The following is a 26977-nucleotide window of genomic DNA, read 5'->3' on the forward strand; positions in this document are numbered from 1 at the left end:
GGTACGGCATGAGCCGGGACGAGGATGCGAAGGCGGGCCGTGGGAACCTTCTGTACGGCCCCCAGCCGGACGTGGCCGGCGCGGCGGGCTACCCGGACGCGCCGCCCAGGGTGGGTTTCTTCACCGACACCTCCGTGTGCATCGGCTGCAAGGCCTGCGAGGTGGCCTGCAAGGAGTGGAACGCCGTCCCGGAGGACGGTCTGGAACTGACCGGGATGTCCTACGACAACACGCAGGGCCTCGGCGCCGACACCTGGCGGCACGTGGCGTTCATCGAGCAGCGCAAACCCTTCGGCGGACAGGAGCCCGGGGTCGGGCACGAGGACGTCGACGTGTTCGCCGCCGCCACCCGGCTCGGCACCGACGCGGCCTCCCCCGGCCCGGGAGCCACCGCTCCCCCGCCCGGCGGGGCGCCCGCGGGTGCCCCGGCCGGGGAGATCTCCCCGGTGTCGCCCGACGGCCGTACCGAGCTGCGCTGGCTGATGGCCTCGGACGTGTGCAAGCACTGCACGCACGCGGCCTGTCTGGACGTGTGCCCCACAGGGGCGCTGTTCCGCACCGAGTTCGGCACGGTCGTCGTCCAGGAGGACGTGTGCAACGGCTGCGGCTACTGCGTGCCGGCCTGTCCGTACGGTGTCATCGACCAGCGCCAGGACGACGGCCGGGTGTGGAAGTGCACCCTGTGCTACGACCGGCTGGGCGTCGGCATGGAGCCGGCCTGCGCCAAGTCCTGCCCGACGGAGTCGATCCAGTTCGGCCCGCTGGAGGAGTTGCGCGAGCGGGCGGCGGCCCGGGTGGCGCAGCTGCACGCGGCCGGGGTGACCGACGCCCGGCTCTACGGCGAGAGCCCGGACGACGGGGTCGGCGGGGACGGCGCGTTCTTCCTGCTGCTGGACGAGCCGGAGGTCTACGGCCTGCCGCCGGACCCGGTGGTCACCACCCGGGACCTGCCCGACATGTGGCGGCACGCGGCGCTGGGCGCCGTCTCGCTCGTGGCGCTCGCCGTCACCAGTTTCGCGAGGAGGCCGCGATGAGCGGTTCGGACGTCACCCGCCACGGCGTGCGGGGCGAGAGGCCGGGGCGCGAGGCCCTGACGGGCGCGCGGGCCGGGCGCCGGCGGGGCCGCCGTGGCCGGGGCGAGCAACCGATGGTGCCGGAGGCGGAGTTCTCCTCGTACTACGGCAAACCGGTGCTGAACAAGCCGACCTGGGAGCCGCTGGACATCGCCGGTTACCTGTACCTGGGAGGGCTGGCCGGGGCGTCCTCACTGCTGGCGGCGGGGGCCGGGCTGACCGGGCGGCCGGCGCTGGCCCGTCCGGCGAAGCTGGGCGCGGCGGGGGCCATCTCCCTGTCGCTGGTTGCGCTCGTGCACGATCTGGGCCGCCCGGCCCGGTTCCTGAACATGCTGCGGGTCTTCAAGCCGACGTCGCCGATGAGCGTCGGGTCGTGGCTGCTGACGGCGTACGCGCCGCTGACGCTGGCCGCCGCGGCCGCCGACCTGACACGCCGTTACCGGTGGGCGGGCTCGGCCGCCACGGCCGGTGCGGCGGCCCTCGGACCGGCGGTGGCGACCTACACGGCGGTGCTGGTCGCGGACACGGCGGTGCCCTCCTGGCACGAGGGCTACCGGCAGCTGCCGTTCGTCTTCGCCGGCTCGGGTGCCACGGCGGCGGCCGGGCTCGCCCTGGCCGCCGCGCCGGTCGGGCAGGCGGGCCCGGCGCGCCGGATGGCCGTGCTCGGGGCCGCACTCGAGCTGGGCTCGTTCCGGATGATGCAGCAGCGCATGGGTCTGGCCGCCGAACCCTACGACCGGGGCAGGCCGCGGCGGCTGCTGCGGGCGGCGGAGGCCCTGACGGCGGGCGGTGCGGCGGTGGCCGCCGTGTCCGGGCGGCTGCGCGACCGGCGGCTCGCCGTGGCGGCCGGTGCGGCGCTGCTCAGCGGGTCGGCGGCGCTGCGGTTCGCGGTGTTCCACGCCGGAGTCGCGTCCGCCGAGGACCCGAAGTACACGGTCGTGCCGCAGCGGGAGCGGCTGGCGGCGCGCGGCCGTTGAGGGTCAGGCCTCGGCGCCGCGCAGCGCCTCCCGCTCCTGGCGCTCCTCCCGGTTCACCCAGGACCAGGTGACCGTCGCCGCGGTGAGGCCGAGGGGCAGCATGCCGACGATCATGGCGATGCCCTCCGCGCTGTGCCCGGACGCGACGACGCCGACGGCGGGCAGGTCGAGCAGCGGCATGGTGAGGAACAGGTACAGGCACCGGCCGGGGTCGCTCAGCCGGTGCCGGGTGCGGGCGAGGGCAGGCAGCCAGAACAGCACGGCCGCGACGAGCAGCAGCGGTTCGGTGACCAGGGCGCCGCCCGGGGGCCGCAGGGCCAGGTGGTCGCCGAGTACGGTCCAGGCGTGCGTCAGGACGAGCAGGGGCAGGGCGGCGGCCGCGGGCAGGCTGATGCGCTCCCAGAGCGGGGAGCGCCGCAGGAGCCGTACGACGGCCGGGACCACGGCGGCGACGAGGAGTCCCGACCAGGCCATCGCCAGGACCGGCAGCAGCGAGGACGGGTGCGCCGAGTGGTCCATCGCCGCTCACCTCTCCCGGGCGGTCGTGCCGTGCACCGCCAGGGCGGCCGCGAGGAGCAGCAGCGGCACCGCCACGACCAGCAGCCAGTAGCTGTAGATCACGCACAGCGTGAGCGTGAGCAGCCCGAACGCGGCGGGCAGCGCGGCCCCGGCTCCCCGGTCCGGCACCCGGTAGCGCACGTGCTCGTCGGGGGCCGAGCGCGAGGACACCAGCACCGCCAGCGCGGCCAGTTCGATGAGCAGGACGACGCTCCCCCACAGCCAGTAGGTCAGCGAGCTCTCGCGGTAGACCGCCAGCACCGCGAGGAGCACCCCGTTCAGCAGACCCCAGCCCGCGACCACGACGACGGACAGATGCCGTTTCACGCGCCGCTCCCTCCGGTGGCCGGCGATGCCTCACGCGCCCGGCGCTGCCGCAGGTCCAGCAGCGGGGCGAAGCTCGTCACGGGCGGCAGCGGGCGGTCCGCCGGGAAGTTGAGCCGCGGGGGCGGTGACGGGGTGGCCCACTCCAGGGTGTGCCCGTCCCACGGGTCGTCGCCGGCCGGTGCCGCGCGGCCCTGGGAGAGCCTGCGCAGCGTCCCGAGCATGTTGACGACGAACACGGTCATGGCCGCCGCGAGGAAGGCCGCGCCGATGCTGGACAGCAGGTTCAGCAGGCCGAAGCCGTCGAAGGAGGCGTAGGTGGCCACTCGCCGCGGCATCCCCAGGTAGCCGAGGAAGAACATCGGCAGGAAGGTCAGGTTGGTGCCGACGACCAGCAGCCAGAAGTGCAGGCGGCCCATGCGCTCGTCGAGCAGGGTGCCGGTGACCTTCGGGAACCAGTAGTAGACGGCCGCGAAGAGGCCGAAGGCGCTGCCGGCGAAGAGCACGTAGTGCAGGTGGGCCACGATGAAGTAGCTGTCGGTGACGTGGTAGTCGATCACCGGGGTGCCGACCATGATGCCGGTGAGGCCGCCGATCAGGAACTGCGGGATGAACGCGAGCGCGAACAGCATCGGCGTGCGCAGCCGCAGCCTGCCGCCGAGGATCGTGCCGAGCATCCCGAAGTACTCCACGCCGGCGGGGACGAGCAGGGCGATGGAGGTCAGCGAGTAGTAGTCGTTGGCGGCCTGGCCGGTGGCGAACATGTGGTGGCCCCACACGCTCATCGACAGGGCGGCGAAGACCAGCAGGGACAGGGCGGTGCCCCGGTAGCCGAAGAAGCGGCGGCCGGAGAACACCGCGAGCACCTCGGCGACGGCCGCCAGGTACGGGAAGAACATCACGTAGACGACCGGGTGGCCGTAGAACCAGAAGATGTGCTGGTAGCCGATGTTCCACACGTTGGACGCGAACACCGAGGGGTCGGCGCGGCCGACGGCGAGCAGGACGAGGGCCGCCAGCAGGGCGGGGAAGGCGCCGATGACCATCAGGCAGGAGGCGATCATCGACCAGCAGAACACGGGCAGGCGCAGCATGGTCATCCCCCGCGTGCGCCGGCGCAGCACGGTCCACAGCACCGCCCAGCCCATCACGATGGTCCCGGTGACGGCGAGGAACACGCCCGCGATCCACAGGTCCGAGCCGGCGCCCGGTGAGTGCACGCTGTCGGCCAGCGGAGGGTAGGAGAACCAGCCGCTCGCGTGGGCCCCGGTGGGGGTGGCGAAGCCGGCGAGCATGGTGAGGCCGCCGAGGGCGTAGAGCCAGTAGCCGAGCAGGGTCAGCCGGGGGATCGCGAGACCGGGGGCGCCGATCTGGAGCGGCACGAGGTAGATGCCCATGCCGATGGCGAACGGCGTCATGACCATGTAGATCATGCCCGAGCCGTGGATGGTGAACAGCTGGTCGTAGGTCTGCGGGGCGAGGAAGGTCTCCTCGGGCTGGGCGAGCTGGCCGCGCATGAAGAGCGCGAAGACGCCCATCACCAGCATGTAGAGCAGGGCGGTGCCGACGGTGAGCAGGCCGATCCGCTTGTGGTCGGTGGTGGAGACCCAGCCGAGCCAGCCGCTCGGCGGCACGGGGCGGCCGTCGCCGTCCCGCTGTGCGGCGGTGGGGGGCGCGACGGTCATGCGGGGGCCGTCCCGGTGCCGCCGCCGTGGCCGTGCAGCCAGCGGTCGTACTCCTGGGGCGAGACGGCCTTGATCCAGAAGTCCATCATGTAGTGCCGCTGGCCGCAGAACTCGGCGCACCTGCCGCGCCAGCGGCCCTCCCGGTCGAGGGTGAGGCTGAAGGTGTTCACGTGGTCGGGGAAGGCGTCCATCTTGTAGCGCAGGTCCGGCACCCACAGGGAGTGGATGACGTCCTTGGAGGTCAGGTGGAGCTGGATGGTGCGGCCGGTCGGGACCACGAGGGTGGGCATGTCGCCGCCGCGGCAGGTGCCGGAGACCGTCCGGTGCCCGGGTGACTGCGGGTAGCTGAAGGACCAGCACCACTGGAAGCCGGTGACGTCGACCCGCAGGGGCGGCGCGGCGGCGGGCGGGTCGTGTTCCTCGTGGTTCTGCCAGGCGGTCCAGGCGACCAGGAAGACGGCGAAGGCGGCGAGTGCGGCGACGTAGAAGGCCTCGAGGCGGGGACGCTCCGGCCGGGGGGAGGCCGCTTGCCGGCGGCCGGCCCGGCGTTGCAGCAGGGCCCAGGCCAGCGCCACGACCACGGCGAGGAACACGAAGGCGGCGACCGCCGTCTCCACCGTGAACACGGTCCCGAAGACATGACGCTGCCTCACCCCACCGCCGCCCTCTCCTCGACGCCCCTGACCCTCATGCGATCGCTCCCGTCGCTTCACTCAGGACCGTGACCAACCGGACCTTACGGTCGGGTTGTACGGTCCTCACGCAGACACACCGCAGCGGCGGAGTCCCCAGGAACCGGGGCCTCACACCTGCCCGCTCCGTTTGGGCGGGACCGACGGGGGTACTCCGCCGCACACCGCGGCCGGGGATGCCGCGGGCGCGCCGCTGCGCGAGAATCGAGGCACCGAGCGGGAGGAGGGCGTCGTGGGTGTACGCACGTGGATCGGCTCCTGGCCGGTCTACCGCCAGCTCACCGGGACGGACCCGCTGGGGCGGGGTGCCGCCGCCAAGAGCGGGCCGAGCGCACGGCTCGAGCCCCGGGTGGCCAGTGCCGACCGGGTGGTGAAGTCGGTCTGCCCGTACTGTGCGGTGGGCTGCGGACAGAACGTGTACGTCCAGGACGGCAGGGTCACCCAGATCGAGGGCGACCCCGACTCGCCCATCTCGCGCGGCCGGCTGTGCCCCAAGGGCGCGGCGAGCCTCCAGCTGACCACCGGCAGCGCCCGCGAGCACCAGGTGCTCTACCGGCGGCCGCACGGCACCGAGTGGGAGCGGCTCGACCTGGACACGGCGATGGACATGATCGCCGACCGGGTGATCGAGGCGCGCCGGGCCGGCTGGGAGTGGGAGGTCGACGAGACCCGCACCCGGCGCACGCTCGGCATCGCCAGCCTGGGCGGGGCCACGCTCGACAACGAAGAGAACTACCTGATCAAGAAGCTGTTCACCGCTCTGGGCGCGATCCAGATCGAGAACCAGGCGCGTGTTTGACACTCCTCCACCGTTCCCAGTCTGGGAACCTCGTTCGGACGCGGCGGCGCGACCACCTTCCAGCAGGACCTGCAGAACGCCGACTGCATCGTCATCCAGGGCTCGAACATGGCCGAGTGCCACCCGGTCGGGTTCCAGTGGGTGATGGAGGCCAAGGCGCGCGGCGCGAAGGTGATCCACGTCGACCCGCGGTTCACCCGGACCAGTGCGCTGGCCGACGTGCACGTGCCGCTGCGCGCGGGCTCGGACATCGCGTTCCTCGGCGGGATCATCAACCACGTCCTGCGGGAGGAGAAGTACTTCCGCGACTACGTGGTGGCCTACAGCAACGCGCCGGTGATTCTGCGGGAGGACTTCCGGGACACCGAGGACCTGGACGGCGTCTTCTCCGGCCTGGACACCGACAGCCGCTCCTACGACAACAGCAGCTGGCAGTACGAGGGCAGCGAGGTGCAGGCCGCCTCGGGCCAGCGCGACGAGGAGTACGACGAGCGCACCGGCGGCGGCAGTTCGGTGTCCGAGGCGGCGCGCGGCGAGTCGCACGGCTCGGGCGGCGCCGACATCGGCGAGGACTGGCCGGAGCGGGACGAGACGCTCACCCATCCGCGCTGCGTGTTCCAGGTGCTCAAACGGCACTACGCCCGCTACACGCCCGAGCTGGTCGAGGAGATCTGCGGGGTGCCTCGGGACCTGTTCCGGCAGGTGTGCGAGCTGGTCACGGAGAACTCCGGGCGCGAGCGCACGACGGCGTTCGCCTACGCGGTCGGCTGGACCCAGCACACAGTGGGCGTCCAGTACATCCGCGCGGCCGCCGTGCTGCAGACGCTGCTCGGCAACATCGGCCGGCCGGGCGGCGGCATCCTCGCGCTGCGCGGGCACGCCTCCATCCAGGGTTCGACGGACATCCCGACCCTGTTCAACCTGCTGCCCGGCTACATCCCGATGCCGCACGCCCACGAGCGGCAGGACCTGGACGCCTTCGTGCAGGCCGAGGCGGCCCGCAGGGGCTACTGGGGCAACATGCGCTCCTACCTGGTGAGCCTGCTCAAGGCGTACTGGGGTGACGCGGCGACCGAGGAGAACGACTTCTGCTTCGACTACCTGCCGCGGTTGACCGGCTCCCACTCCGCCTACGAGACGGCCATGGCGCAGCTGGAGGGCACCTGCAAGGGCTACTTCCTGCTGGGCGAGAACCCGGCGGTCGGCAACGCCAACTCCAAGATGATGCGTCTGGGCATGGCGCACCTGGACTGGCTGGTCGTGCGGGACTTCTCGCTCATCGAGTCGGCGACCTGGTGGAAGGACGGACCGGAGATCGAGACCGGGGAGCTGCGCACCGAGGACATCGGCACGGAGGTGTTCTTCCTGCCGGCCGCCGCGCACACCGAGAAGGACGGCAGCTTCACCAACACCCAGCGGCTGCTGCAGTGGCACCACCAGGCCGTGGAGCCGCCCGGCGAGGCGCGCAGCGACCTGTGGTTCACCTACCACCTGGGCCGGCTGATCCGGCACAAGCTCGCCGGGTCCGCCGACGAGATGGACCGTCCGGTGCTCGACCTGGCGTGGCAGTACCCGACCAAGGGCGCGGTCGCCGAGCCGGACGCGGAGGCCGTGCTCGCCGAGATCAACGGCCACGACGCCGAGGGCCGGCCGCTCTCCTCGTACGAGGAGCTGAAGGACGACGGCTCGACCTCCTGCGGGTGCTGGATCTACTGCGGGGTCTACGCCGACGGTGTCAACCAGGCCGCCCGCCGCAAGCCGGGCCGGGAGCAGGACTGGGTGGCGGCCGAGTGGGCGTGGGCCTGGCCGGCCAACCGGCGCATCCTCTACAACCGCGCCTCCGCGGACCCGGAGGGCAGGCCGTGGAGCGAGCGCAAGGCGCTGGTGTGGTGGGACGCGGAGAAGGGCGAGTGGTCCGGGCACGACGTCCCGGACTTCAAGAAGGACAAGGCGCCCGACCACCGGCCGCCCGGCGACGCCACCGGCCCGCAGGCCCTGTCGGGCACGGACCCGTTCATCATGCAGGCCGACGGCAAGGCGTGGCTGTACGTCCCGTCGGGGCTCACGGACGGTCCCCTGCCGACGCACTACGAGCCGCAGGACTCCCCCTTCCCGAACCTGCTCTACGGCCAGCAGCGCAACCCCGTACGGCAGTTGATGCCCTCGCGTCCGGTCAACCGCTACCAGCCGAGTGCGGGTGAGCCCGGCTCGGAGGTGTTCCCGTACGTGGCCACCACCTACCGGCTCACCGAGCACCACACGGCGGGCGGCATGTCGCGCTGGCAGCCGTACCTGGCGGAGCTGCAGCCGGAGTTCTTCTGCGAGGTGTCCCCGGAGCTGGCCGCCGAACGGGGCCTCACGCACACCGGCTGGGCGACCGTCGTCAGCGCCCGGGGGGTGATCGAGGCGCGGGTGCTGGTCACCGACCGGATGGCGCCGCTGACCGTGCACGGGCGGCCGCTGCACCAGGTGGGGCTGCCCTACCACTGGGGCCCGAACGGCTACAGCACCGGGGACGCGGCCAACGAGCTGGTGCATCTGTCCCTGGACCCGAACACGCACATCCAGGAGACGAAGGCGTTCGCCGTCGACATCCGCCCGGGCCGCCGGCCGCGGGGACCGGCCTCGCTGGAACTGGTGCGGGCCTACCGGGTCCGGGCGGGCATCGACGAGGAGACGGGAACGGAGCCGTGAGGGACGGCCCTACCTGAGCACGATCGTGTGGGACCCGCGGGGCACCAGCTCCCCCACCACCGGCGCCCCGGGGATCTCCCCGGCGACCAGCAGCCCGCCGGAGGTCTGGGCGTCGGCGAGCAGCAGCCGGGTGTCCGCGTCGGTGTCCCCGAAGTCGGTGAACGGCGCGACCCACTCCAGGTTGCGCCGGGTGCCACCGCTGACGTACCCGTCGCGTACGGCCTCCCGGGCGCCGTCCAGGCAGGGCACCGCTGCGGTGTCGAGCACGGCGGTCACACCCGAGGCGCGGGCGAGCTTGTGGAGATGGCCGAGGAGGCCGAAGCCGGTGACGTCGGTGGCGCAGGTGGCGCCGGCGGCGAGGGCGGCGGCGGACGCGTCGCGGTTCAGGGCGGTCATGGTGGCGATCGCCTGCTCGAACCGCTGACCGGTGGCCTTGTGACGGTTGTTCAGCACGCCGAGGCCGAGCGGTTTGGTCAGCGAGAGCGGCAGACCGGGCCGGCCGGTGTCGTTGCGCAGCAGCCGGTCGGGGTCGGCGAGACCGGTGACGGCCATGCCGTACTTGGGTTCCGGATCGTCGACACTGTGCCCGCCGCCGACGTGGCAGCCGGCCTCGGCCGCGACGTCGAGGCCGCCGCGCAGCACCTCGCGGGCCAGCTCGAAGGGAAGCCGGTCGCGGGGCCAGGCGAGGAGGTTGACGGCGAGGACGGGCCGGCCGCCCATCGCGTACACGTCGGACAGGGCGTTGGCGGCGGCGATGCGGCCCCAGTCGTAGGGGTCGTCGACGACGGGGGTGAAGAAGTCGGCGGTGCACACCAGGGCCGTGCCCTGCCCCGGCAGCCCCACGACGGCGGCGTCGTCTCCGGTGCCGATGCCCACCAGCAGCGGCGTGTCGCCCCCGGGCAGCGGCGCGCCGAGGCCGCTGACCACCTCCTCCAGTTCACCGGGCGGGATCTTGCAGGCGCAGCCGCCGCCGTGGGCGAACTGCGTGAGGCGGACGGACGCCTGGCGGGTCGGTGTCATGGCTGTCTCCTGGGGCACTAGCCTGGGCGAGCGGTGGAGGCGTGTGGGTGCCTGGTGGCCCTCCCGGTCTTCAAAACCGAGGTGCCCGAGGATCTCGGGCAGGCGGGTTCGATTCCCGTCCGCCTCCGATCTCTACCTGTACCGATGTAAATACCGGCCAAACACGGCCCCAACCCCAACGCCTCCACTCCCCCACCCTCCCGCCATGGCGAGCATCCAAGGCAGCCGCGGCGGCGACGGGGAGACCGAGAAGTTCGGCGACGAGACCTCAGCCGGAGCAAGAGCTTCGTCCAGGTGACCGTACTCGACGGCGACATGCCACTGACCGAATGGGCGCACCGCTACATCGCTCGCCTCACCGGAATCGACGAACGCACCCGCCACTCGCGAACCGGCACGGGCTGCTGTCGGCCATCGTGCAGGCCGCAGCTGATGTGCTTCCTGGAACACGAGGAGTACGCCCGTCGGGGCGGGTCACTGGTCGGCCGGCCTGATGCGGCGGCCCGTGAGCCGCTTGGGCTGGATCGACACCCACATCTCACGCTTGCCGCCCGCCCACGGTTCGGTGTGGGTCTGCTCCACCAGCCGTCGCCGAACGTCAGGCTCTGTCACGACTCGCGCGGGACCGACGACGAGAACGCTCCAGCCCTGACTCATGGCCTCGTCCACGTGGTCGACCTCGAAGGCGACCTCCGCTCCCACAGCCGCTGCAGGGACCGAGTCGGGCATCGTTCGGTAGACGACCGCGTTATCGATGACCTCGTAGTTCACCGGGACGACCGCCGGACCGTCGGGGGTCGACACCGCTACGCGTCCCACACCGTGGGTGGAGAGCAGAGCGCGGCATTCGTCGGGGCTGAGGTCACGAAGCTGAGGGTGCAGGAGGGCGTGGCCCTGGCCCGGCGGCAGTTCGACACCGCCCCCGCGCAGGGCTGCGACGCTGGTACCAAGCGCCGAGGCGAGTCGGATGAGCGTCGCCAGGCTTGGATCGGCCGGGGAACGTTCTTCGAGGTACGCAAGGTAGTCCGGCGCCATCACGGCACGGCGGGCGGTCTCCTCCCTGCTCAGGCCCTGTCGCTCGCGCTCAGCGGCCACACGCCGGCCGATGTCGCCAGGGTTCGGTCGCGTCTCCCGTGGGGTGTAGTAGGACGCGCCTTCCGCCTCGGCAGTGCCTCGTCCGGAAGGCCCGCTGGTACCCCCCGGCTCATGTTCGAGGTGACGGACGTGCGCGTCGGGCCCGGGGAACACCAGCGTCACCTCGTCCGTGTCCGACCAGCGCACGTCGTACGGCGGTGTTCCATCCGCATGGTGCAGTCCGACGATCTCGCCGTCGCGCCGGGTGGTGCCCGTCGTCGGACTTTCGATGACGAGTTGATCGCCGAGTTGAGCTCGCATGATCGCCACCGTCTCCTCGAGGTGATTTCGTAGTCTCTATGAGTTCCAGCCACGGTCGGGCGATCGGCTACGGGGCTGAGGGCTTGGCCGCGTCCCTGGGTGATCCACGGAGGGTGGCCAGACGGCGGTGGTACTCCTCGTCGTCGATCTCGCCGCGCGCGTACCGCTCGGCGAGGATCTGCTCAGGGCCGCTACCCGGAGGCGTCTTCCGCCAGGAGCCGTGGCCTCCGATGGCAGGAGTGGGGCGGGCCAGAGCCCGGAAGAGCAGGACGCCGACTGTGATGATCAGCGCCCAGAACAGCAGTGTGCTGAGCGACATCACGAACCAGCCCCAGCCGTTCATGCCGTGGCCATACCAGAACATCATTTTCTGCCTCACCTTCCCAGGTCGTCCGGGGTACGAGGCCCGCGGCGGCAGATCTCTCTCGGCATCCATCATCGCCCGCCGCCGGGCGTAGGTGCGACGGGCCGGACGGCCCTGCTTCAAGGGCCACCGAGCCCTGCTCGGCACGAGTCGGCGTCGACACCGGGCAGCCCCGCCTCGCCCACGACCACCCCCTGCCGGCGGACGCCACCGGGATCTTCTTCACGGACGGCTGGGTCGAACACCCCGCACTGTCCATCGACACGGTCCGCGCGCCCTCTCCGCAGTGGCCACCGCGCACGCTCACCTGCCCGATGTCAGCGGCCCGGTCGGTGCGACGGCCCGTCGGCAGCCCGCCGTTCGTGAGTCGCGCCCACGCTATCCGCCAGGTCCCGTCGAACGGATTCGGCTCGTCGGGCATCCTTGGGGAGTGTGCCGCGAGACGGCGAGGGGAGCTGTGGTGGACGAACGCGCGCAGGGTTCGCGTGAGGTTGAGGCGCCGGGGATGTATCCACAGCTGCGGCTGGACGTACTGCTGGACGACCTGCAGCAGCAGGTGGCCCAGGTGCGGGCGGCCCGTGACCGAGTCCACACGCTGCTCGACGCGGTGTTGGCGGTCGGCTCCGATCTCGACCTGGAAGTGGTGCTGTACCGCATCGTGGAGTCCGCGGTCTCCCTGGTCGATGCCCAGTACGGGGCGCTCGGCGTGCTGGGCGAGGAAGGCACGATCAAGCAGTTCGTCACCGTCGGCATCGATGAGGAAGCCATCGCACGCATCGGGCACTACCCGCGCGGGGAGGGCATCCTCGGGTTGCTCATCCGGCACCCGGAGCCGCTGCGTCTGGCGAACCTGGCGGACCATTCGGCGTCCGCCGGCTTCCCTGACGGGCACCCGCCGATGACCAGCTTCCTCGGCGCCCCCGTCCGTGTGCGCGACCAGGTCTTCGGCAACCTGTACCTGACCAACAAGCAGAGCGGCACGGAGTTCGACAGCGACGACGAGGCGGTGCTGCGCACACTGGCCGCGGCGGCCGGCGTGGCGATCGACAACGCACGTCTCTACGAGGACGCGCACCGCCGGCAGCGGTGGCTGGCGGCCAGTAATGAACTGACCCGCAGCCTGCTGTCCGGCGCGGAGCCCGCCGCCGTGCTGGACTCCTTCACCACCACCGTGCGCGAGATCGCCGGCGCGGACCTGGTCACCCTGGCCGTGCCGGTCGGCGACAAGGGCGAGCTCGTCATCGAGGCCGCCTCGGGCGCGCCGGCCGAAGAGGTCCGCGGGCTGCTGCTGCCCGCCTCGACACTGGCCGCCAAGGTCTACACATCCGGCGAGACGATCACCAGCGAGGCCGTCAGCGCCGATCCGCGCGCCGAAGGCGGCAGCGCCTCGGTGGTGGAGCTCGGGCCGGCCTTCTTCGTCCCCCTCGGCACCCGCGAGCACGTCCGCGGCGTGCTGCAGGTCGCGAACCTACCCGGCGGTCCTCTCTTCACCGACGCCGTCATCGGCATGGTCACCGGGTTCGGCAACCAGGCCGCGCTGGCCCTGGACGTCGCCGAGCACCGGCGCGACACCGAACGCATGGTTGTGCTCAACGACCGTGACCGGATCGCCCGGGACCTGCACGACCTGGTCATCCAGCGCCTGTTCGCAGGCGCGCTGTCGCTGCAGTCCACGCTGGGCCGTGTCTCCGACCGGCCGCAGGTCAGCGAACGGATCCAGCGCGTCGTGAACGACCTGGACGACACCATCAAGATCATTCGGTCCACCATCTACGGCCTGCGCGAGCACGACCAGACCCGGCGCGGCAGCGGGCTGCGCGCGCAACTGGTGGCGGCCACCGAACGGGCCGTCGAACCGCTCGGCTTCGCCCCCGCGCTCCGCATGACAGGGCTGCTGGACACCGCCGTATCCGCCGAACAAGCCGAGCAACTGCTGGCCGTGCTCGGTGAGGCCCTGTCCAATGCCGCCCGGCACGCGCATGCCACCAGCGTCGATGTGGGTGCCGAGGTCACCGACTCCGCTCTGCGGCTGCATGTGGCCGACAACGGCCGCGGAATCGACCCGGCGATCACCCGCCGCAGCGGCTTGGCCAACCTGGGCAAGCGTGCGGAGGAGTTGGGCGGCAGCTTCAGCGTCTCCGCCAACCAGCCGAGCGGCACCGTCGTCGAGTGGGTCGTTCCGCTCTCGTCAACAGGCTGACGCTTCCCGCCGGTCAAGAGCTTCGTCGAGCGTCTCGTAGACAGGAAACACCGCCATCAGGTGGACGATCTGCAGGATGCGCAGAATCAGAGGCCGCCTGCACACGAGCACCAACTGTCCGCCGCCACGATGTCGATCTCCTACAACGGGCAGCCTGTATTCCGGCGAGCCGGCCAGCCGAGACGCGAGCGTGGTCGAGACCTGCTGGTGGCTACGGCTCGTCGGCGCCGTCGATCAGACGCCTGTGGAGCTCCGTGGTCATCAGGTGGATGGCCCGAGTCAGCTCGGTATTGGTCTTGAGTTCCAGCTCCTGTTCGACGAAGTCGTGGTCGGCCTTGATCTGCTGGAAGGCCGCCTGCCGGTTCTGTCCGATCATGACGAACGTCGACAGGAAGATCGCTTCCAGCGACACCACCAGAGTCAACGTAGGCCAGGGGCTGGACTCGAAGAACAGCATCCAGACCGCGAAGGCGACGGCGTGGACGTAGACGAACGTCATCGAACCGGCGAACTTGGTGATGGCGTCGGCGACACGTAGCTGAACGTCCTCGGCGCGCCTGCTGTGATGTGCGATCACAGCAGGGTGGTGCCGAGCCCCGGCCACGGACTGACCCATCTCGGCGTACCTCTTCCGTAGGGATCGTCCGCACCGCACGCCCCGGCTGCCCTCTCGGGCGGCCGGGGCGTCGGAGGCGGAAGAGGCCTGGTCAGCCATCCCACGTCCAGTCGGCAACCTCGGGCAGGTCCATGCCGTGCTCGCGGATCCAGACGTGGTGGCGCTGCCGGGCGTCCTCCATCTGCTGGCGTACGGCGGCGGCGCGGACCGCGAGGCCGGGGACACGGTCGACGACGTCCATGACCAGGCGGTAGCGGTCGAGGTCGTTGCGGACCACCATGTCGAACGGCGTGGTCGTGGTGCCGATCTCCTTGTAGCCGCGCACGTGCAGGTGCGGATGCCCGGTGCGGCGGTAGGCCAGGCGGTGGATCAGCCACGGGTAGCCGTGGTAGGCGAAGATCACCGGCTTGTCCGGGGTGAACAGGCCGTCGTACTCGAAGTCGGTCATCCCGTGCGGGTGTTCCTCGCTCGGCAGCAGCCGGGCGATGTCGACCACATTGACCACCCGCACCGCAAGCTCGGGCAGGTGGCGGCGGAGCAACTGGGCGGCGGCCAGCACCTCCTGGGTCGGGACGTCACCGGCACAGGCCAGCACCACGTCCGGTTCCCGGGTGCCGTCCTCGGTGCCGGCCCATTCCCAGATGCCGGCGCCGCGGGCGCAGTGGACCTTCGCATCCTCCATGGAGAGCCAGTCGAAGCAGGGCTGCTTGCCGGCCACGATCACGTTGACGTAGTCCTTGCTGCGCAGGGCGTGGTCTGCGACCGACAGCAGGGTGTTGGCGTCCGGCGGCAGGTAGACCCGCACCGCTTCCGGGCTCTTGTTGAGGATGTGGTCGACGAAGCCGGGGTCCTGGTGGGAAAAGCCGTTGTGGTCCTGGCGCCACACGTGGGAGGTCAGCAGGTAGTTGAGGGAGGCGATGGGGGCGCGCCAGGGCAGACGGCGGGTGGTGCGCAGCCACTTGATGTGCTGGTTGACCATCGAGTCGACGATGTGCACGAACGCCTCGTAGCAGGAGAAGAGCCCGTGCCGCCCGGTGAGGAGGTAGCCCTCCAGCCAGCCCTGGCAGGTGTGTTCGGACAGGATCTCCATCACCCGACCGTGACGCTCGAGGTGCTCGTCCACCTGGAGCACCTGGGCCTGCCAGGTCTTACCGCTGGCCTCGTAGACCGCCTGGAGGCGGTTGGAGACGGTCTCGTCGGGGCCGACGCACCCTCGCGATCTCCCGGGCGGTCTCCGCCATCCGGGCCGCACTGCCCTCTTGGCGGGCGGTGCGAAGGTGGCCGATGAGGCGGACGACCTCGTCGTGCTCCCGGGCCAGTTCCTCGATGGTCGTCAGCAACTGGCAGCCGCAGTACTCGCACACCGGACTTCTCCTTCTTCCTCAATGTGCCGGTATTTCTCAACCCGCCGGTAACCCGTCGCCCTTGCTCGGCGCGCCGTTCCCGGCCCTCGCCTACGCGGTGGTGCGTGCGGTGCGGTGCCCAGGCGGGCGGCCGGTGCGCTGCTTCCGCTCGCTGCCTTCGGCGGCGGCGCGGACGCCGGTGAGGGTGTAGGCGAGCGCGGCAGCGGCCACGACGGCGAGCAGTGCGAGCCCGGCCGCGTACGTCCCGTACTCGCCGTACAGCGAACCCATCACCAGCGGCGGCAGGAAGCCGCCGAGTCCGCCCGCGGCTCCGACCACACCGGTGACCGAGCCGACCTTGCCGGCCGGAGTCAGCAGAGCGACAAGGGCGAAGGTCGCGCCGCTGCCCGCGCCGAGCGCGGCGGCCATGGCCAGGAAAGCGATGGTGCCCACGGGTGCGAGGTCCGGGGTGAAGGACTGCACGATCGCCCCGGCCACGACCACGGACAGCGCCCCGGCCAGCACCCGGGCCGGGCCCAGCCGGTCGGACAGCCAGCCACCGACCGGGCGCATCGCCACCGCGAGGAGCACGAAGCCGGCCATGCGGTTGGCGGCGTCGGCTTGAGTGAGGCCGTAGCCGGTCTTGAGGTAGGTGGGCAGGTACACGGAGAAGGCGACGTAGCCGCCGAACGCGACCGCGTACAGCGCGGACGCCTGCCAGGTGATCCCGAGCTTCAGAGTGGCGCCCAGCCGGCGGGCCAGCGGCTCGGTCGGCATGGTACGGCCGGGCGCGTCACGCAGCAGCAGAGCGGCGATCAGAGCGTAGACGGCCAGGACCACGGCGGTGATCAGGAACGGGGTGGACATGCTGTGCGCCTTGACCAGCTTCACCGTGGTCAGGGCGCTGATGGCGGTGCCGCCCATGCCGGCGCCGAAGATGCCGATGGCCAGACCGCGCCGCTCGGGCGGGAACCAGGCGTTGACGAAGGGGACGCCGACGGCGAAGGCGGTGCCGCCGATGCCGAGGAAGAACCCGCCGACCAGCAGGGCGGCCAGGGAGGAGTGTCCGGCCAGGCCGAGGTAGAGCACGGGCACGATGGTCACCGCCGACACGATCGGGAACATCACCCGTCCGCCGAATCGGTCCGTGAGCGCGCCGATCGGGATGCGGCCCAGCGAGCCGACGACGACGGGCACCGCCACCAGCAGCGACTGCTGGAACGCGCTCAGGGCCAGGCTGTCCTTGAACCGCGGGCCGAGCGGGCTGAGCAGGGCCCAGGCCCAGAAGTTGACGGCGAAGCCGACCGTGGCCAGCGCCAGCATCAGCCAGGCCCGGCCCGGCACCGGCTCATGCGCCGACGGTGTTGCGTCGCTTCTCCCAGACCGTTGGACCACCATCGTGTCCCTCCCTGATCCCAAGGTTCCGGCCACCCCGCTCTGACGGCGCGGCGGCCCTTGCCCAGGCTTCGTGATCCGGGGCGCGTAGGCATGGGGCCGTCGGTGCCTCCTGCCCATCCGACCGGTCCTCGCGCGCGGGCCGTGTGGGCCGGTCACCGGGCGGGCCGTCAGGGCCGATCGGCCCTCTGCGCGTGCCGGAGACCGGTAAGGGGGGCGGCCTTCCCAGGACTGGTCGCTCTCGGGCCGTCCGGTCCGCGTGAGCGGGCCTTTTGATCCCCTCACGTATGACCAGGCGGCCCCCTCGGACACCCGCGCTGTGAGTTCGCTTCACGTGCGGGCAGAAGACGACCATGAGGGCCCTCCGGCCCTATCACGGCCTCGGCCGAGTGAGAGAGTATGGACCGATGTCCCACAACGACGGCTTCCGCGCACTTAATCGGCAGGAGTGCCTCCGCCTGCTGGCCAAGGTGCCGGTCGGACGCATCGTGTACACCCGGCAAGCACTGCCCGCTGTCCTCCCGGTCAACTTCGGCCTGGACACGGACTCCTCGATCCTGCTGCGCACTTCGGCCACTTCCGACCTGGTCCGCGCTGTCGACGGAGTCGTGGTCGCCTTCGAGGCAGACGACTTCAACGCCGCCGAGCACTCGGGCTGGAGCGTGGTCGTCACCGGCCGCGCCACCGCGGTGACCGATCCCGAGGAACACGAACGCCTCTCTCGGACCGGTCCGCTGTCCTGGGTGGTCACCCAAGATTGGATCTTCCTCCGGATCGAGGCCGAGATGGTCACCGGGCGGGAGATCATCGGCACGCCCGTTACGCACTGACCCGGCGCAGCGCGGGCCGCAGCGCCCCCGGCTTCTCCCCGTCCACCGCAGCCGGCAGTCCCCTCCTCAGTCCACGCGGTGCCGGACCGTCTGTGCGGAGGCACGCGGTGTGCGGCCACCGTCCGGTCCGTAGCCGAACCGGATCAGCAGATGGGGGCAGCAGCGCCGCTGTGACAGGCGGGCCGCGGCCCGGAGATCCGGCCACTCCATCGCCTGGTGCAGCATGGAGGTGCGCACCCCGTGCGCGGTGGCAGTCAGGAGCACGTGCTCCAGGGCCTGCCCCGCTCGCAACCAGTCCTCTCGCCGGTCGTGGGCCGTCCACAGCAAGGCCACCTGAGCGTGACGCTCGAAGTGCCGGTCCGGCAGGTGCGGTACGGGCAGTCGGCCGGTGAAGTCGCGCATCGGCATCCGTCCGTCCGCGTCCTGTGGGCCGAGAGCGGTGAGCGGGATGCCGTAGGGCACGTCCGCACCTGGTGCGGTGATCCAGGTCCGGGATTCGGCGGTCCGTGCCGGGTGGGCCTGGTTGCGCGCTTCGGCCGCTGCGGTCAGCCCGAGGAGCAGACGGGTTTCGGCGAAGTCCGGCACGTGCAGTCTCGCGCCCTCGACCTGTGCGGCCTCGGCCATCTCCGCCACGATCGCCTCGGGCACCGGGCGACCGGTGAACGGCATCCGGCTGGTGTGACGCCGCTCCACGGCTGGGTACAGCCACCGGCAGTCCGGCAACTGTCCAGCGGGCGTGGCCAGCTGTACGGTGGCCAGCAGGTCCGGCTCGCCGGGATCGGGCAGCAGCCGGACCACGGGGTCCCAGCCCAGGTGCGCGACGGCGACCCGCAGGTTGAGGACCGCAGCGCCCACGGACAGATGCTGGGCCCGTCGGTCGGGGTCGGTCAGCGGCAGTGTTCGCCTGTTGTCGGCGCGGACCTCGATGGACCGTGTGGCCGCCTGCAGCCCGAAGCGCCAAGGCTGCGTGTTGTGGATCGACGGTGCCGCCACGGCCGCAGCCATCAGCGTCTCCAGGACGCCGGCGTCGATCTCCCGGGTCTGCATGCGCGGCTCCTCAACTCCTGTGAGGAGCCGCATGGGTGTGTGGGGCTCCCCGTGTGTCCTCTACCTTCGGTCGTCGCAGCACGCATGAGGAGGGCCGTCCGTCCCCCACCGCGGACCGGACGACCCGGGCCGAAGGCGGCGTCTCGTATCCCGGCCGTCCCTCGGCATCGCGGATGTCCGCTCCGCACGCGGCCCACGTGGCGGGCAAGGCGGTGGCGAGCAGGACGACGCCCAGCGAGCCGACTAGAGATACGACGGCCAACGCCGGGCCAGTTCGGAGCGGCCCTTGGAGTGGGCGATGCCGTGCCCTGCCGCCGCGAGCATTACCAGCAGGAACAATCCGAGCTTCGTGGACAGGGTGCGCCCGTACCCGGGCTCGGCGAGCGCGGCTCAGGTGACGCCCTTGTGCCAGGCCATGGCCCACCCGGTGCCCAGCTGGACGGCATGCGCGGCGCTGTCGAACGGGCTACGGAGCTGTTGGAGCGCCACGGCTGGTTCACGCCGCAGCAGTTCGCCAACCCTGCCAACCCCGACGTCCACCGACGCACCACCGCCCAGGAGATCCGGGAGGACACCGACGGACAGGTCGACGTCCTGGTGGCCGGCGTGGGCACCCGGCGGCACCATCACCGGCGTCGGCCAGGTACTGAAGGAGGAGAAGCCCGAGGTCACCGTGGTGGACGTGGAGCCGGCCGAGTCCGCGGTCCCCTCCGGCGGATCCCCGGGTCCGCATCGTATTCCAGGGCCTGGGCGCCGGGTTCATCCCCGACGTCCTCGACACGTCCGTCCACGGCACTGTCTGCCTCGTCCCCCTGTCCAAAGCGCAGGCCGAGGCCCGTCGCCCGGCCCGTACCGAAGGCATCCTCGCCGGCGTCTCCAGCGGCGCCGCCTCCACGCCGCCGCCACCATCGCGCGACACCCGCAGCACCACGGCGACCTGATCGTCGCCGTCCCGCCCGACACCGGCGAGCGGTACCTCAACACGGACCTGTTCAAGTGACCGGGCATAACAACCCAAACCAGGATGTAACTGTTCCCTGGAGGGACCTCGGTCCCCTTGAGGCGGACAGGGACGGGGCCGGTGGGACGTGCAGTGAGGGCCGTTAGGCCCAAGGCCCTACCGATGGCCAAAACCTAACGTTCACGACCATGGAGAACGATCAGAAGGCACGGCCGGGACAGTCGCGCGTCGAAGGAAGCTGGCCGCTGGCCGCGCGCAGGCTGCTGAGCCGCCGTGAGGTCTCGGCCGACGGACGCGCTGTGTTCGGCGAAGCCGACCCGAAGTGGGAGGGCTTCTACCGGGACCGGTGGGCGCACGACAAGGTGGTGCGCTCCACGCACGGCGTGAACTGCACCGGTTCCTGCTCGTGGATGGTGTATGTCAAGGACGGCATCATCACGTGGGAGCACCAGGCCACCGACTACCCGTCGATCGGCACGGACTGCCCCGAGTACGAGCCGCGCGGTTGCCCGCGCGGAGCGTCGTTCTCCTGGTACACCTACTCCCCCAGCCGCGTCCGCCACCCCTACGTACGAGGCGCGCTGCTGAAGCTGTGGCGCGAGGCCCGGCGCAGGCTCGGGGACCCGGTGGCCGCGTGGGCGGAGATCACCGGAGATCCTGCGAAGGCGCGCGCGTACAAGCGGGCCCGCGGCAAGGGCGGTCTGGTGCGCGCCGACTGGGACGAGGTCGCCGAACTGGTCGCCGCCGCCCAGGTGCACACCATCAAGACGTATGGCCCCGACCGGGTGGCGGGCTTCTCCCCGATCCCGGCGATGTCGATGGCGTCCTTCGCGGCCGGCTCTCGCTTCATGTCGCTGATCGGCGGCACTCTGCTGTCCTTCTACGACTGGTACGCCGATCTCCCCGTCGCCTCGCCGCAGGTCTTCGGCGACCAGACGGACGTACCGGAGGCGGCCGACTGGTGGAACGCCGGCTATCTGGTGATGTGGGGCTCCAACATCCCCGTCACCCGCACCCCCGACGCCCACTTCCTGACCGAGACCCGCTACAACGGCACCAAGGTCGTCGCGGTCAGCCCCGACTACGCCGACAACGTCAAGTTCGCCGACGAGTGGATGGCCCCGCACCCCGGCACCGACGGGGCGCTGGCCATGGCCATGGGTCATGTGATCCTGCGCGAGTTCCTCGTCGAACGCGAAGTGCCCTACTTTCAGGATTACCTGCGGAAGTTCACCGACGCGCCTTTCCTGGTGACCCTGCGCGAGCATGAACACGGTCTCGTCCCGGACGGGTTCCTGACCGCCGCCGACCTCGGGCACACCACGGAACACGCGGAATCCAAGACGGTCCTCCTCGACGCGGCAACCGGCGAAACGGTGGTGCCGAACGGCTCGCTCGGCTTCCGCTGGGGGGAGGCCGAGCAGGGCCGCTGGAATCTCGACCTGGGCGATGTGGTGCCCGAGCTGAGCCTGCTGGAGTCGGCCGAGGACAGGGTGCGGGTGACGCTGCCCCGGTTCGACGAGGGCGCGACCGAGGGCGGCTCGGTGATGGTGCGCGGGGTACCCGTCCGGCGGATCGGCGGGCGGGTCGTCACCACGGTCTTCGACCTGATGCTGGCCCAGTACGGGGTGGCCCGGCCCGGTCTGCCGGGTGTCTGGCCGCTGGCGTACGACGACGCCTCGCAGCCGTACACCCCGGCCTGGCAGGAGTCGATCACCTCGGTGCCCGCCGAGCAGGCGGCCCGGATCGCCCGCGAGTTCGCCCGCAACGCCGAGCGCACCCGGGGCCGTTCGATGATCGCGATGGGCGCGGGCACGAACCACTGGTTCCACTCCGACACGATCTACCGCGCGTTCCTGGCGCTGACCACGATGACCGGCTGCCAAGGCGTCAACGGCGGTGGCTGGGCGCACTACGTCGGGCAGGAGAAGGTCCGTCCGCTGACCGGCTTCCAACATCTGGCGTTCGCCTTCGACTGGCAGCGGCCGACCCGGCACATGGCCGGCACGTCGTACTGGTACCTGAACTCCGACCAGTGGCGCTACGAAGCGTTCGGACCCGACGAGTTGGCCTCCCCACTGGGGAAGGGACGGTTCGAGGGCATGGGGTTCGCCGACTGCCTGGCGCAGGCGGTGCGGCTGGGCTGGACCCCCGGCCACCCCGCCTTCAACCGCAACCCGCTCGATCTGACGGAGGAGGCGGCGCGGGCGGGCCGGCCGGTCGCCGAGCACATCGTCGACGAGCTGAGGTCGGGGCGGTTGCGGTTCGCCGTGGAGGACCCGGACGACCCGGCCAACTTCCCGCGCGTGCTGACCGTGTGGCGGGCGAACCTCCTGGGCTCCTCCGGCAAGGGCAACGAGTACTTCCTGCGCCACCTGCTCGGCACCGACGCCGCCGTCCGCTCCCAGGAAACCCCGCCCCAGGAGCGTCCGAAGGAGGTCGTCTGGCATGACGAGGCTCCCGAGGGCAAGCTCGATCTACTGGTCTGCATGGACTTCCGGATGACGTCGACCGGGCTGATGGCCGACGTGGTCCTGCCGGCGGCGACCTGGTACGAGAAGGACGACCTGTCCAGCACGGATATGCACCCCTTCGTGCATGCCTTCACCCCGGCCATAGCCCCGCCCTGGCAGGCCCGCACCGACTACGACGCCTTCCTGACCATCGCCGACCGGTTCAGCGAACTGGCCGCCGAGCACCTCGGCACCCGCACCGACGTCCTGGCCGTACCGCTCACGCACGACACCCCGGACGAACTCGCCCAGCCCGGCGGTGCTGTCCGGGACTGGAAGGCGGGCGAGTGCGAGCCCATCCCCGGCCGGACGATGCCCAAGCTCGTCACCATCGAACGTGACTACGCAGCCGTGGCCGCGAAGATGCGCGCCGTCGGCCCGCTGCTCGACACGCTCGGGACGACCACCAAGGGTGTCACCGTCCACCCCGACCGGGAGGTCGACGAACTGCGGCACCGCTGCGGAACCGTCCGCGACGGAATCGCCGAAGGCCGGCCCTCCTTGGCCACCGCCTCCGACATGTGCGAGGCGATCCTCGCCCTGTCCGGCACCACCAACGGGCGGCTCGCCGCGGAAGGCTTCCGGGAGCTGGTGCGGCAGACCGGCAGCGAGGGCCTGGTGGAACTCGCCGCCGAGCGCGAGGCCGAGCGGATCACCTTCGCCGACACCCGCACCCAGCCGCGGGCCGTGATGACGTCGTACGAGTGGTCGGGCTCGGAGACCGGTGGCCGCCGCTACTCGCCCTTCGTCATCAACGTCGAGCACAAGAAGCCTTGGCACACGCTTACCGGCCGCCAGCACTTCTTCGTGCAACACGACTGGATGACAGAGCTCGGCGAGCAACTCCCGGTGTACCGGCCGCCGTTGAACACACCTCGGCACTACGGCGACGAGCAGCTGCACGAAGCCGGCCGGGCGGAGGTCACCGTCCGCTACCTGACCCCGCACTCGAAGTGGTCCATCCACTCCAACTACCAGGACAACAAGTACATGCTCGACCTGTCCCGCGGCGGCCCGGTGATCTGGATGTCCACCGCCGACGCCGAGAAGATCGGCGTCAAGGACAACGAGTGGATCGAGGCCTACAACCGCAACGGCGTCGTCGCCGCCCGCGCCGTGGTCACGCACCGCATGCCCGAGGGCACGGTGTACATGTACCACGCCCAGGACCGCAACGTGAACGTCCCGAAGACCGAGGTCAGCGGGAAGCGCGGCGGCATCCACAACTCCCTGACGCGACTGCTGCTCAAGCCAACGCATCTCGCGGGCGGCTACGCGCAGTTCACGTACGCCTTCAACTACTACGGGCCGACCGGCAACCAGCGCGACGAGGTCACCGTCATCCGCCGTCGCTCGCACAACGTGGAGTACTGACATGCGCGTCATGGCCCAAGTGGCGATGGTGATGAACCTCGACAAGTGCATCGGCTGCCACACCTGCTCGGTCACCTGCAAGCAGACGTGGACCAACCGCACCGGCGTCGAGTACGCCTGGTTCAACAACGTCGAGACCAAGCCGGGAGTCGGCTACCCGCGCCGCTACGAGGACCAGGAGCTGTGGAAGGGCGGCTGGACGCTCGACAAGCGGGGTCGGCTGGTCCTGCGCTCCGGGGGCCGGGTCAAGCGCCTGCTGTCGCTGTTCTCCAACCCGGACCTTCCGTCCATCGAGGACTACTACGAGCCGGTCACCTACGACTACGACAACCTCGTCAGCGCCCCGGCCGGCCAGGACATCCCGGTCGCCCGCCCCCGCTCCGTGCTCACCGGCAAACCCACTGCCATCACCTGGGGCGCCAACTGGGAGGACGGCCTGGGAGGTGCTCCCGAGCACGCGGGCGGCGACCCGAACCTGAGCGGCGAGTGGGCTGAGAAGGTCAAGTTCGAGTTCGAGCAGACCTTCCTCTTCCACCTGCCCCGTCTGTGCGAGCACTGCCTCAACCCGGCCTGCGTCTCCGCCTGCCCCTCCGGCGCGATGTACAAGCGGGTCGAGGACGGCATCGTCCTGGTCGACCAGAACCGCTGCCGCGGCTGGCGCATGTGCGTGACCGCGTGCCCGTACAAGAAGGTGTACGTCAACCACGCCACCGGCAAAGCCGAGAAGTGCACCTTCTGCTTCCCCCGCATCGAGGCCGGACAGCCCACCGTTTGCTCCGAGACCTGCGTCGGCCGCCTGCGCTACCTCGGGCTGCTGCTGTACGACGCCGACCGGGTCGGCGAGGCCGCGGCGACCCCGGACGAGAAGGACCTGCTCGATGCCCAGCGCGGTGTCTTTCTGGACCCGCATGACCCCGAGGTGAGCGCGGCTGCCCGAGCGTCCGGCATCCCGGAGGACTGGCTGGACGCGGCTCGCCGCTCCCCGGTGTACGACCTGGTCACGCGGTACAAGATCGCGCTGCCGCTGCACCCGGAGTACCGCACGCTGCCGATGGTCTGGTACGTGCCGCCGCTCTCCCCGGTCCTGGACGCCGTCACCTCCGCGGGCGGCAACCAGGACGACCCGGACCACGTGTTCGCCGCCGTCACGCGGCTGCGCATCCCGCTGGAGTACCTCGCCGAGCTGTTCACCGCCGGGGACACCGACGTGGTCGCCGGGGTGCTGATGAAGCTGACCGCACTGCGCTCCTACATGCGGCAGAAGACGCTCGGAGAAGCCGCCGACGAGGCCGCGATCACGGCCGTGGGGCTGACCGCACGGGAGGCCGAGGACCTGCATCGGCTGCTCGCGGTGGCCAAGTACAAGGACCGGTACGTCATTCCCGCAGCCCACAAGGAGGACGCCGCCGCGCTGACCGCCATGGAGAACCGCTGCCCGGTGGCGTCCTCCGGAGAGCCGGCCGAGCGGAAGGTCATGCTCGGCATCCCCACCCTGCGCCGCCGCAACCCCGAAGTCCCCGCCGGAGGCCACGCGTGAGTCCCCTGCCAGCCACCGTTCCCGCCGTCGTCCGCACCCGTCTGCGGGCGGCCGTGCGCCGCCCGGCCCGGCTCACGCCCGAGGAGGCCGAGGCACGCGTCCTGGTGCTGCGGCTGTGCTCGCTGCTGCTGCAGTACCCGGACGCCGAACTCGCCGCCGCCCGGCCGGTGCTCACCGCCACCGTCGACGCGCTGCCGCCCTCACCCGCCGCCGAACACCTGGGAGCCTTCACCACCTGGTTCGCCGACCAGGAGCCGGAGGCGCTGGAGCGGCAGTACGTCGAGATGTTCGACCTGCGCCGCAAGAGCAGCCTCTACCTCACCTACTACCTGCACGGCGACACCCGCCGCCGGGGCATGGCCCTGCTCACCCTGGCTCAGCGGTACCGGGCAGCCGGCTGGGAGATCGACAGCGGCGAACTGCCCGACCACCTGCCGGTCGTCCTCGAGTTCGCCGCCCTCGCCGGTCCCCGGACGGGCGAGGCGCCGCTGCGTCAGCACCGGCGCGGCCTGGAGCTGATCCAGCACGCGCTGACCGCCGCCGAGTCCCCCTATCGGCACGTCGTCGCCGCGCTGCTCACCCTGCTGCCCCCTGCCACCGAGGCGGATCTGGCGGCCGTGGCCGAACTGGCCGCACAGGGGCCGCCCAACGAAGACGTCGGCCTCGACCCGTACGGCACGGGCGAGTTCGCGCCCCCGGGCACCTTCGTCCCGCCCGAGCACGCCCCGCCCACTCTCATGCCGCCCCTCTCGACCCCGGAAGGCCTTTGATGAGCGCCGCAGACTCCTCACTCGCCGCAGCGAGCGGCGCCGATCTCCTCCTGTGGGTCGCCGTTCCCTACGTCTGCCTGGCCGTGTTCGTCGTCGGGCACGTGTGGCGCTACCGGCAGGATCAGTTCGGCTGGACCTCCCACACCAGCCAACTACTGGAGAACCGCTGGCTGCGCTGGGGCAGTCCGCTGTTCCACCTCGGCGCCTTCATGGTGATCGCCGGGCATGTCGTGGGGCTCGCCGTGCCCGCCTCGTGGACCGAGGCGGCCGGCATCAGCGAGCACGCGTACCACACCACAGCCGTCGCGGCGGGTTCCGTGGCGGGCGTGGCCATGGTCACCGGGCTCGGCATGCTGTGCGTCCGGCGGCTGCTGACCCGGCGGATCCGGCTCGGCACCGACCGCAGTGACAAACTGCTCTTCCCGGTGCTGGCCGCCACCGTCCTGCTGGGCATCTCCGCCACGGCCGCGCACAACGTGTTCGGCCCCGGCTACGACTACCGGCTGACCATCTCGGTCTGGTTCCGCGGCGTCTTCACCCTCCAGCCGCAGCCCGAGGCCATCGCCGGTGCGCCGCTGCTGTTCCAGCTGCACGCCCTGAGCGCCTGCCTGCTCTTCGCCCTCTGGCCGTTCACCCGGCTGGTGCATGTGTGGAGTGTCCCGATCGGCTACCTCGCCCGGCCGTACCTGGTGTACCGGAGGCGGGCCGAGCCGACAGCAGGCTCGGCCGTGCGACTCCACAGCCGGACGCCCCGCTCCGGGCGGCGCGCCGCATGATCCACCCACCGGCCCGCACGCCGAACGCCGCGAC

The 26977-nt window shown here is 71.2% G+C and carries 20 protein-coding genes, 1 tRNA gene and 1 pseudogene; 10 read left to right on the forward strand and 12 right to left on the reverse strand.

Translation table 11 applies throughout. From position 1 onward, the window contains the following. Positions 1-8: 8 nt before the first annotated feature. Positions 9-1034, forward strand: coding sequence for a 4Fe-4S dicluster domain-containing protein (locus ACZ404_RS09040; RefSeq protein WP_468437487.1), 1026 nt, complete (start codon positions 9-11; stop codon positions 1032-1034). Continuing rightward, positions 1031-2050, forward strand: coding sequence for an NrfD/PsrC family molybdoenzyme membrane anchor subunit (gene nrfD / locus ACZ404_RS09045; RefSeq protein ID WP_468437488.1), 1020 nt, complete (start codon positions 1031-1033; stop codon positions 2048-2050). The genes ACZ404_RS09040 and nrfD overlap by 4 nt, the downstream gene beginning before the upstream one ends. A gap of 3 nt (positions 2051-2053) precedes the next feature. On the opposite strand, the gene ACZ404_RS09050 is transcribed toward nrfD, so the two are convergent. The 4 genes from ACZ404_RS09050 to coxB are packed head-to-tail and all read right to left on the reverse strand — an operon-like array spanning position 2054 to position 5270. Further along, positions 2054-2569, reverse strand: a complete 516-nt coding sequence (locus ACZ404_RS09050) for a cytochrome c oxidase assembly protein (protein ID WP_468437490.1) — start codon at positions 2567-2569, stop codon at positions 2054-2056. Between the two features lie 6 nt (positions 2570-2575). Next, complete coding sequence (locus ACZ404_RS09055; RefSeq protein ID WP_468437492.1) at positions 2576-2935, reverse strand: hypothetical protein; 360 nt, start codon at positions 2933-2935, stop codon at positions 2576-2578. Further along, entirely contained in the window at positions 2932-4617 is a 1686-nt protein-coding gene (locus ACZ404_RS09060) for a cytochrome c oxidase subunit I (RefSeq protein ID WP_468437494.1), read from the reverse strand. The genes ACZ404_RS09055 and ACZ404_RS09060 overlap by 4 nt, the downstream gene beginning before the upstream one ends. After that, complete coding sequence (gene coxB / locus ACZ404_RS09065; protein WP_468437496.1) at positions 4614-5270, reverse strand: cytochrome c oxidase subunit II; 657 nt, start codon at positions 5268-5270, stop codon at positions 4614-4616. The genes ACZ404_RS09060 and coxB overlap by 4 nt, the downstream gene beginning before the upstream one ends. Positions 5271-5541: 271 nt before the next feature. On the opposite strand from coxB, the gene fdh reads away from it, so the two are divergent. Continuing rightward, entirely contained in the window at positions 5542-8802 is a 3261-nt protein-coding gene (gene fdh, locus ACZ404_RS09070; protein WP_468437498.1) for a formate dehydrogenase, read from the forward strand. 9 nt (positions 8803-8811) lie between these two features. On the opposite strand, the gene selD is transcribed toward fdh, so the two are convergent. Continuing rightward, the gene (gene selD, locus ACZ404_RS09075) at positions 8812-9822 is read right to left on the reverse strand and encodes a selenide, water dikinase SelD (RefSeq protein ID WP_468437500.1); all 1011 of its coding nucleotides are present in this window, start codon (positions 9820-9822) and stop codon (positions 8812-8814) included. 35 nt (positions 9823-9857) lie between these two features. Between selD and ACZ404_RS09080 the strand changes: the two genes are divergently transcribed. Beyond that, positions 9858-9951: transfer RNA gene (locus ACZ404_RS09080), tRNA-Sec, on the forward strand. A 345-nt stretch (positions 9952-10296) separates the two neighbouring features. Here the strand turns inward: ACZ404_RS09080 and ACZ404_RS09085 are convergent. Both ACZ404_RS09085 and ACZ404_RS09090 read right to left on the reverse strand, forming a co-directional pair. Further along, positions 10297-11217, reverse strand: coding sequence for a DUF1918 domain-containing protein (locus tag ACZ404_RS09085; RefSeq protein ID WP_468438134.1), 921 nt, complete (start codon positions 11215-11217; stop codon positions 10297-10299). Positions 11218-11284: 67 nt separating this feature from the next. After that, a complete protein-coding gene (locus tag ACZ404_RS09090; RefSeq protein WP_468437501.1) occupies positions 11285-11584 on the reverse strand; it encodes an SHOCT domain-containing protein in 300 nt (99 codons plus the stop codon). A gap of 502 nt (positions 11585-12086) precedes the next feature. Between ACZ404_RS09090 and ACZ404_RS09095 the strand changes: the two genes are divergently transcribed. After that, entirely contained in the window at positions 12087-13781 is a 1695-nt protein-coding gene (locus tag ACZ404_RS09095) for a sensor histidine kinase (RefSeq protein WP_468437503.1), read from the forward strand. Positions 13782-13992: 211 nt separating this feature from the next. Here the strand turns inward: ACZ404_RS09095 and ACZ404_RS09100 are convergent, their stop codons facing one another. The 3 genes and pseudogenes from ACZ404_RS09100 to ACZ404_RS09110 form a co-directional block, all read right to left on the reverse strand. After that, on the reverse strand, positions 13993-14358 hold the full coding sequence (locus tag ACZ404_RS09100; protein ID WP_468437504.1) for a DUF1003 domain-containing protein: 366 nt from the start codon (positions 14356-14358) through the stop codon (positions 13993-13995). 130 nt (positions 14359-14488) lie between these two features. After that, positions 14489-15604: pseudogene (locus tag ACZ404_RS09105) on the reverse strand (phosphoketolase family protein); the annotation flags it as partial. A 247-nt stretch (positions 15605-15851) separates the two neighbouring features. After that, complete coding sequence (locus ACZ404_RS09110) at positions 15852-17063, reverse strand: nitrate/nitrite transporter (RefSeq protein WP_468438136.1); 1212 nt, start codon at positions 17061-17063, stop codon at positions 15852-15854. A 479-nt stretch (positions 17064-17542) separates the two neighbouring features. On the opposite strand from ACZ404_RS09110, the gene ACZ404_RS09115 reads away from it, so the two are divergent. Beyond that, positions 17543-17965, forward strand: coding sequence for a pyridoxamine 5'-phosphate oxidase family protein (locus ACZ404_RS09115; protein ID WP_468437506.1), 423 nt, complete (start codon positions 17543-17545; stop codon positions 17963-17965). 66 nt (positions 17966-18031) lie between these two features. On the opposite strand, the gene ACZ404_RS09120 is transcribed toward ACZ404_RS09115, so the two are convergent. Further along, the gene (locus tag ACZ404_RS09120; protein WP_468437508.1) at positions 18032-19012 is read right to left on the reverse strand and encodes an Acg family FMN-binding oxidoreductase; all 981 of its coding nucleotides are present in this window, start codon (positions 19010-19012) and stop codon (positions 18032-18034) included. A 390-nt stretch (positions 19013-19402) separates the two neighbouring features. Further along, the gene (locus ACZ404_RS09125; protein ID WP_468437510.1) at positions 19403-19684 is read right to left on the reverse strand and encodes a hypothetical protein; all 282 of its coding nucleotides are present in this window, start codon (positions 19682-19684) and stop codon (positions 19403-19405) included. Positions 19685-20161: 477 nt separating this feature from the next. Between ACZ404_RS09125 and ACZ404_RS09130 the strand changes: the two genes are divergently transcribed. Genes ACZ404_RS09130 through narI form a run of 4 tightly spaced genes read left to right on the forward strand, consistent with a single transcriptional unit; the run spans position 20162 to position 26943 of the window. Then, the gene (locus ACZ404_RS09130; RefSeq protein WP_468437512.1) at positions 20162-23860 is read left to right on the forward strand and encodes a nitrate reductase subunit alpha; all 3699 of its coding nucleotides are present in this window, start codon (positions 20162-20164) and stop codon (positions 23858-23860) included. Between the two features lies 1 nt (position 23861). Then, positions 23862-25397, forward strand: a complete 1536-nt coding sequence (narH, locus tag ACZ404_RS09135) for a nitrate reductase subunit beta (RefSeq protein WP_468437514.1) — start codon at positions 23862-23864, stop codon at positions 25395-25397. Next, positions 25394-26167 carry a nitrate reductase molybdenum cofactor assembly chaperone gene (narJ, locus tag ACZ404_RS09140; RefSeq protein WP_468437516.1) on the forward strand — a complete coding sequence of 258 codons (774 nt, stop codon included), beginning with the start codon at positions 25394-25396 and terminating at the stop codon, positions 26165-26167. Before narH ends, narJ begins: the two co-directional genes overlap by 4 nt. Next, entirely contained in the window at positions 26167-26943 is a 777-nt protein-coding gene (gene narI, locus ACZ404_RS09145) for a respiratory nitrate reductase subunit gamma (RefSeq protein ID WP_468437518.1), read from the forward strand. Before narJ ends, narI begins: the two co-directional genes overlap by 1 nt. The last annotated feature ends 34 nt before the right edge of the window (positions 26944-26977 follow it).

This window comes from Streptomyces sp. NPDC030798, from assembly GCF_055572275.1.